Genomic DNA, 5,574 nt, shown 5'->3' on the forward strand with positions numbered 1-5,574 from the left:
CGCCCTGTTCCTCAGTCGTGTACATAAAGTACACTCCTTCGTCACATGTCGAAAATCGTCTCAAGCTATACGACCCCGGCGGCAACATTTATTGTTTTGCAAGAGAAAGGTCTAAGAAACCGAATACTTCGGTTGATACTTCACCAAGCCCTCCGGCTTTGGAGTTGACGCCGGTCTGGACCTTGATAAAATCGATGTAGGCGAGCTTGACCGGGCTTCCGTCGACGTTCATTGCGTCAGATATTCTGAATCGGTTGCATTGAGGTCCATAGGAGGTTGAGATGTTGTCGGCGCCCATATTGTCGGCATATCCCCATCCGAAGGCATTGTTGTTCCATAGTCCGCTTGATGTATCCTGCGATGTGCGGGCTGCCAGACATGTGCCTCTGAGGGTGTATGTATCTGCCTTTATCCATGACGGATAGTAATAATCCTGCTTATGTACAAATCCCAGATAGTCGACAGTGCCGGAATTTCCTTGGTTGTCAGTCCAGGATACTGCCATGCCTGGAGCGTCAGGGCGCGAATATGTTACGGCATAATCTTGTATTGTGCCATCTTTTCCGGTCTCGCTTCCGCGTAGCTCATACCAGGTGTCATCAGGCAGTCCGTTTCCGTTGGTGTCCTGCATCACATATACTATGCCGGGCTCGTTGGAACCACCCGTTCCGGTAGAACCGTTAAAATATGAATTCCCAAGTACAGCAAAATCATATTCTCCGTTGCTTGCCGGTATGCTGTGGTCGAATCCGACAATGATATATCCGCCGAATGCGCCAAGCGATACAAACAGATGCTCGGAAAGACGCTGTTCGGCCCATGCGGCAGCAGCCTCGGGGGTGATTTCTCCTCCGATTGATTCGATCATTGCCGACTCGTTGATAAACTGGCCGGGAGCCGGAGTCCATTCATATACATTGGTGCTCATCTCTGAACTTGTCGGCACAGAGGGGCGGAAACTACCTTCAGGAGTGTTGATTCCTGTTTCGGATTCGATTATATCGTCCTTGTTGCACGACACCAGCATCGATGCTGATGTCGTGGCAACAAGGATATATGTTAGATATCGGTTCATTTTACTATTTTGAGGCTTGAGTTGCCGGCTTTTATCACATAAATTCCGGCAGAGAGCGACGAGATGTCAAATGTATGATTCTCGCTCGACATTACACACTGTCCGGCGGTGTTGTATACCGATGCAAAGGATGCGTTGCCGATGCTGACGATCTTGTTGGCACGGTCATAGCTGATGTTGGCGTCGTTGGCATTGACGGTCGAGATGCCCGATGTCGACACAGGCTTTACCATAAGTTTGTCGAGACAGAAGTAGGTCGGAGTGTTGTCTCCCCATTGGCCTACGTCGGTGGTCTTGAGCGAGAAGTAGATCTGATTAACGATGCCGAGCGATGACAAGTCGACATATTTCCATCCTCTGTTTATGGTAAGGTCGCCATTGGTATACGATGCGAGCTCTGTATCTACAGTGCGTTCGCTTTCGTCGGGAGCGATACCATGTATTGTAAGGGTGAATTTGTCTCCGTTGCGGAATGCGCGTGCGTAAGCATCGCCGTATTCTATACAGTAGTATGGATAGCTGTTAAGATTGACATAAACACCTACTGCCTCGTATGCTTTCCCGTCGTTGAATGCCATATCGGCAGGATGCTTTGCGAAAGCGCTGCTGGCATAGGCTACCATATAAGGCACATCTGCGCTTACTACAGGCATACCGTTTTCATCGGTTTTTACAGTTCCATCCTCGTTGAGTACGATGCCGCCCTGAGCCATGTTGCTGAACTGAAACTTCATAGTATCGTCCTGGCGTACATTATTGGCAGAATTGGACGCTGTGAATCCCCACCAGGTGCTGTATTCTCCCATGGAGTTGTGTACGAATGAGAAGCACTGGCTGTCGATGCTTTCTGCATCGTCGTCATATGTGCCTGTCCATGCGCCGTTTTCCTCGTTGAAATTCAATGTTGTAGTCGCCTTTGTAAGGTCGAGGACTACGATGTCGGACTGCGCGTTCAACATTAGCGCACTGGCAAGGGTAAAAGCTGAGATAATGATTCTGTTCATTTTGTTGATTAATTATAAAATAATGAATAATCCCGTTCATACATGCAGAGCTGCGGTGCGATGACGGGATTCTGAATCATTCTCCGGGCCTATAGTGGTCCTGTGGTTAGGTGATGAGATGCCCATAGTCCCGTAGGCAAGAGGTGTCTGCTGAATAAATGGCAGGTCTTCTGACTTGTCCCGGTCGTTGTTGCGCCTTCTCGGCCGGTAAGGCCAATGGCGTTGTGCAACATACTTTATAAGTAGGACTTACAGCAGCGGGTACTGTTCCGGATTCTCACCGGATTCCCTATACGAAAGCCTTGTGGCTTTATCGGATAGCCCCATCAGTCTTGACTCTTCAAGTGGAGCAGCCATTTTTCGTGTGCAAATTTAAGAATATTTTTTGATATGGGATAACAATGTATTGAATTTGTGGTTACCTTTGCACCCGCATTATTAAACAAGCTCTAAGAGCATCTCAGATGAGACCTATTCTTCAATTTGGAATTATTTTCGTATTTCTCGCCATAGGCGAGTTTGTGGTGAAATGTACCGGTATTACCGTGCCTTCAAGTATCATAGGCATGTTGTTGCTTGCTCTGTCGTTGAAACTCGGTGTCGTGCGTCTTGAGTGGGTTGACCGGATTTCTGCTTTTCTTGTGCACAACCTCGGTTTTTTCTTTGTGCCTGCCGGAGTCGGACTTATGAAGTGTCTGGGGCTGCTTGCTGACCAATGGATTCCGATTGTCGGTGCTTCTGTCGGCAGCACTGTTGTCATTATCGCAGTTACCGGTTGGGTGCATCAGCTGGTGCGCCGCAGTATGTCAAAGCGTCAGCGCCGTAGTGTGGGTATCTAATATAAATATGTATATGGAATTCCTTACCAACAAATATTTTCTGATAGCGCTGACTTTCGGCTTTTATCTCGGTGGTCAACTGCTGCAGCGCCGTACCGGAGTTAAGATACTCAATCCGATACTTATAGCCATAGCCTGCCTGATTAGCTTTCTGTGCTTTTTTGATATTGATTTTGAAACGTATCAGGCCGGTGGCGAATATATAGATTTCTGGCTTAAACCGGCTGTGGTGGCACTTGGTGTTCCGTTGTACAAGCAGCTCAGTGCCATACGAAAACAGCTTGTGCCGTTGCTTGTGTCTGAGCTTGCCGGTTGTGTGGCGGGGATTGTATCAGTTCTTCTGCTTGCGCGGCTGTTAGGCGCCACACAGGAGGTGGCGATGTCACTCGCTCCTAAAGCGGTGACTACACCTATTGCCATGGAGATTGCCTCGGCTATCGGGGGTATTCCTCCGCTTACGGCGGCGGTAGTAGTGTGTACCGGAATATTTGGAGGCATGGCCGGTTTCGGGATTGTAAAAATGAGCCGTATCAGCAGCCCTATTGCATCCGGACTGTCGATTGGGACTGCGGCCCATGCTGTCGGCACTTCGGCAGCAATGGAGCGTAGCGACCGTTATGGCGCATTTTCTTCGCTTGGACTTACTTTGAACGGGCTTTTGACAGCTCTCCTTGCTCCTATGATAATACGCCTGATGGGATACGCTGTCTGATATTGTCTAATAATTTATTATATCTCTTGCAGGGCTGTGGCTCTGTGGGAGATTTTTTGTAAATTTGCAGAGGATAGCATGATGGCTGATGGCATGTCTGAATGTGATATTGCGGGATGTGCTTCTGTGAGATTGCTATGACTTATTTGTATGCATAAGATTATCAAGATATAAATGGCCGAAAACAATCTGTTGTCACGTCTCGACGGCATAGAGGCGCGTTTTGAGGAGGTAAGCCTTCTTATTACTGACCCCTCGGTGATTGCCGATATGAAGCGTTATGTAAAGCTCACAAAGGAGTATAAGGACCTGGAGCGCCTTACCAAGGCTACACGTGCCTATCGTACCGCACTCGACAATATTGCCGAGGCGCATGAGGTGTTGGCTTCTGAAAATGATGACGAACTCCGTGCCATGGCTAAAGAGGAGCTTGACGAGGCTACGGCAAAACTGCCGGAGATGGAAGAGGAGATAAAGCTCCTCCTCGTGCCGGCTGACCCCGAAGATGGCAAGAATGCAATCGTAGAGATTCGCGGAGGTACTGGTGGTGATGAGGCGGCTATATTTGCCGGTGATTTATATAAAATGTATACTAAGTACTGCGAGTCGAAAGGCTGGCATTGTGCGGTAAGCAGTTTCAGTGAGGGTGCTGCTGGAGGATTCAAGGAGATTGTGTTCTCTGTGACAGGCGAAGGCGTCTACGGTATTCTTAAATATGAATCCGGAGTCCACCGAGTACAGCGTGTGCCGGCAACCGAGACCCAGGGGCGTGTACATACCTCGGCGGCTACTGTTGCGGTGCTGCCCGAGGCCGAAGAGTTTGATATCGAAATCAACGAGGGCGAAATCAAGTGGGACACTTTCCGTTCGGGTGGTGCCGGCGGTCAGAATGTAAACAAGGTGGAGTCGGGTGTGCGCCTTCGCTACATGTGGCGAAATCCTAACACCGGAGTCACCGAAGAGATTCTTATAGAATGTACCGAAACCCGCGACCAGCCAAAAAATAAAGAGCGCGCTCTCAGTCGTCTGCGCACATTTATCTACGACAAGGAACATCAAAAATATCTCGATGATATAGCTTCACGGCGCAAGACCATGGTGTCGACCGGTGACCGTTCGGCCAAAATACGCACTTACAACTATCCGCAGGGACGTATTACAGACCATCGCATCAACTATACTATCTATAATCTCTCCGCGTTTATGGATGGTGACATACAGGACTGTATCGACCATCTTATAGTTGCGGAAAATGCCGAGAAACTTAAAGCGAGCGAGCTTTAGGGCATCCTCTTATAAGCCGATTGTATATGGCAGTATGCCCTTCGGAGTATTACAACCGGCTCATGTAATTGACATAAAATCAAAATCAAGATAATGAAACGCGAAAATTTAATCGAAAACATCAAGAACAAGGGCTCCTTTTTATGCGTAGGACTTGATCCGGATATTAAGAAGATTCCGGAACATCTGCTCCGCGAGGAGAATCCACTTCTTGCATTCTGCAAGGCAATTGTCGATGCTACAGCCCCTTACTGTGTGGCGTTCAAGCCAAATCTGGCTTTCTTTGAGAGCATGGGTGTAGAGGGTTGGCTGGCCCTTGAGGATACTGTGAAGTATATAAAAGAGAAGTATCCCGATCAGTTTGTGATAGCCGACGCCAAACGTGGCGATATCGGCAATACTTCCAAACTGTATGCCCGCGGTGTTTTCGAGCATCTTCAGGCCGATGCGGTGACTGTCGCTCCTTATATGGGCGAGGACAGTGTGACGCCGTTCCTCGGTTATCCCGGCAAATGGGTGGTGCTTTTGGCTCTTACTTCCAACAAGGGCAGCCACGACTTCCAGTTTATCCGGGATGGTGAAGGACGTCGCCTGTTTGAGAATGTGATACTTACCTCGCAGAAGTGGGCATCTCCCGATGAACTGATGTATGTAGTCGGT

Annotated in this window: 5 protein-coding genes, 1 pseudogene and 1 riboswitch; of the genes and pseudogenes, 4 read left to right on the forward strand and 2 right to left on the reverse strand. The window is 48.7% G+C overall.

Features of this window, described 5'->3' with window-relative positions:
* Window positions 1–88 precede the first annotated feature (88 nt).
* Window positions 89–937: pseudogene (locus tag K2I50_RS06360) on the reverse strand (PKD-like domain-containing protein); the annotation flags it as partial.
* A 134-nt stretch (window positions 938–1,071) separates the two neighbouring features.
* Window positions 1,072–2,079, reverse strand: coding sequence for a DUF4465 domain-containing protein (locus K2I50_RS06365; RefSeq protein ID WP_301025374.1), 1,008 nt, complete (start codon window positions 2,077–2,079; stop codon window positions 1,072–1,074).
* Window positions 2,080–2,222: 143 nt separating this feature from the next.
* Window positions 2,223–2,412: riboswitch (cobalamin riboswitch) on the reverse strand.
* Window positions 2,413–2,543: 131 nt separating this feature from the next.
* Here K2I50_RS06365 and K2I50_RS06370 point away from each other — a divergent pair.
* The 4 genes from K2I50_RS06370 to pyrF all read left to right on the forward strand — a co-directional run.
* Window positions 2,544–2,918: a CidA/LrgA family protein gene (locus K2I50_RS06370; RefSeq protein WP_301025375.1), complete on the forward strand. Its 375-nt coding sequence runs from the start codon at window positions 2,544–2,546 to the stop codon at window positions 2,916–2,918.
* A gap of 13 nt (window positions 2,919–2,931) precedes the next feature.
* Window positions 2,932–3,630: an LrgB family protein gene (locus K2I50_RS06375; RefSeq protein ID WP_301025377.1), complete on the forward strand. Its 699-nt coding sequence runs from the start codon at window positions 2,932–2,934 to the stop codon at window positions 3,628–3,630.
* A 174-nt stretch (window positions 3,631–3,804) separates the two neighbouring features.
* The gene (gene prfA / locus K2I50_RS06380; protein ID WP_301025378.1) at window positions 3,805–4,914 is read left to right on the forward strand and encodes a peptide chain release factor 1; all 1,110 of its coding nucleotides are present in this window, start codon (window positions 3,805–3,807) and stop codon (window positions 4,912–4,914) included.
* 93 nt (window positions 4,915–5,007) lie between these two features.
* Window positions 5,008–5,574: orotidine-5'-phosphate decarboxylase (pyrF, locus tag K2I50_RS06385; protein ID WP_301025380.1), on the forward strand; the 567-nt coding region annotated here is incomplete at its 3' end.

This window comes from Muribaculum sp. (assembly GCF_029051885.1).
Classification (GTDB): domain Bacteria; phylum Bacteroidota; class Bacteroidia; order Bacteroidales; family Muribaculaceae; genus Muribaculum.

Excerpts from the sequence above, each read along its gene's own strand:
- K2I50_RS06375 (WP_301025377.1), top strand. The coding sequence starts at position 2,932 with ATGGAATTCCTTACCAACAAATATTTTCTGATAGCGCTGACTTTCGGC.
- K2I50_RS06370 (WP_301025375.1), top strand. The coding sequence starts at position 2,544 with ATGAGACCTATTCTTCAATTTGGAATTATTTTCGTATTTCTCGCCATA.
- prfA (WP_301025378.1), top strand. The coding sequence starts at position 3,805 with ATGGCCGAAAACAATCTGTTGTCACGTCTCGACGGCATAGAGGCGCGT.
- K2I50_RS06365 (WP_301025374.1), bottom strand. The coding sequence starts at position 2,079 with ATGAACAGAATCATTATCTCAGCTTTTACCCTTGCCAGTGCGCTAATG.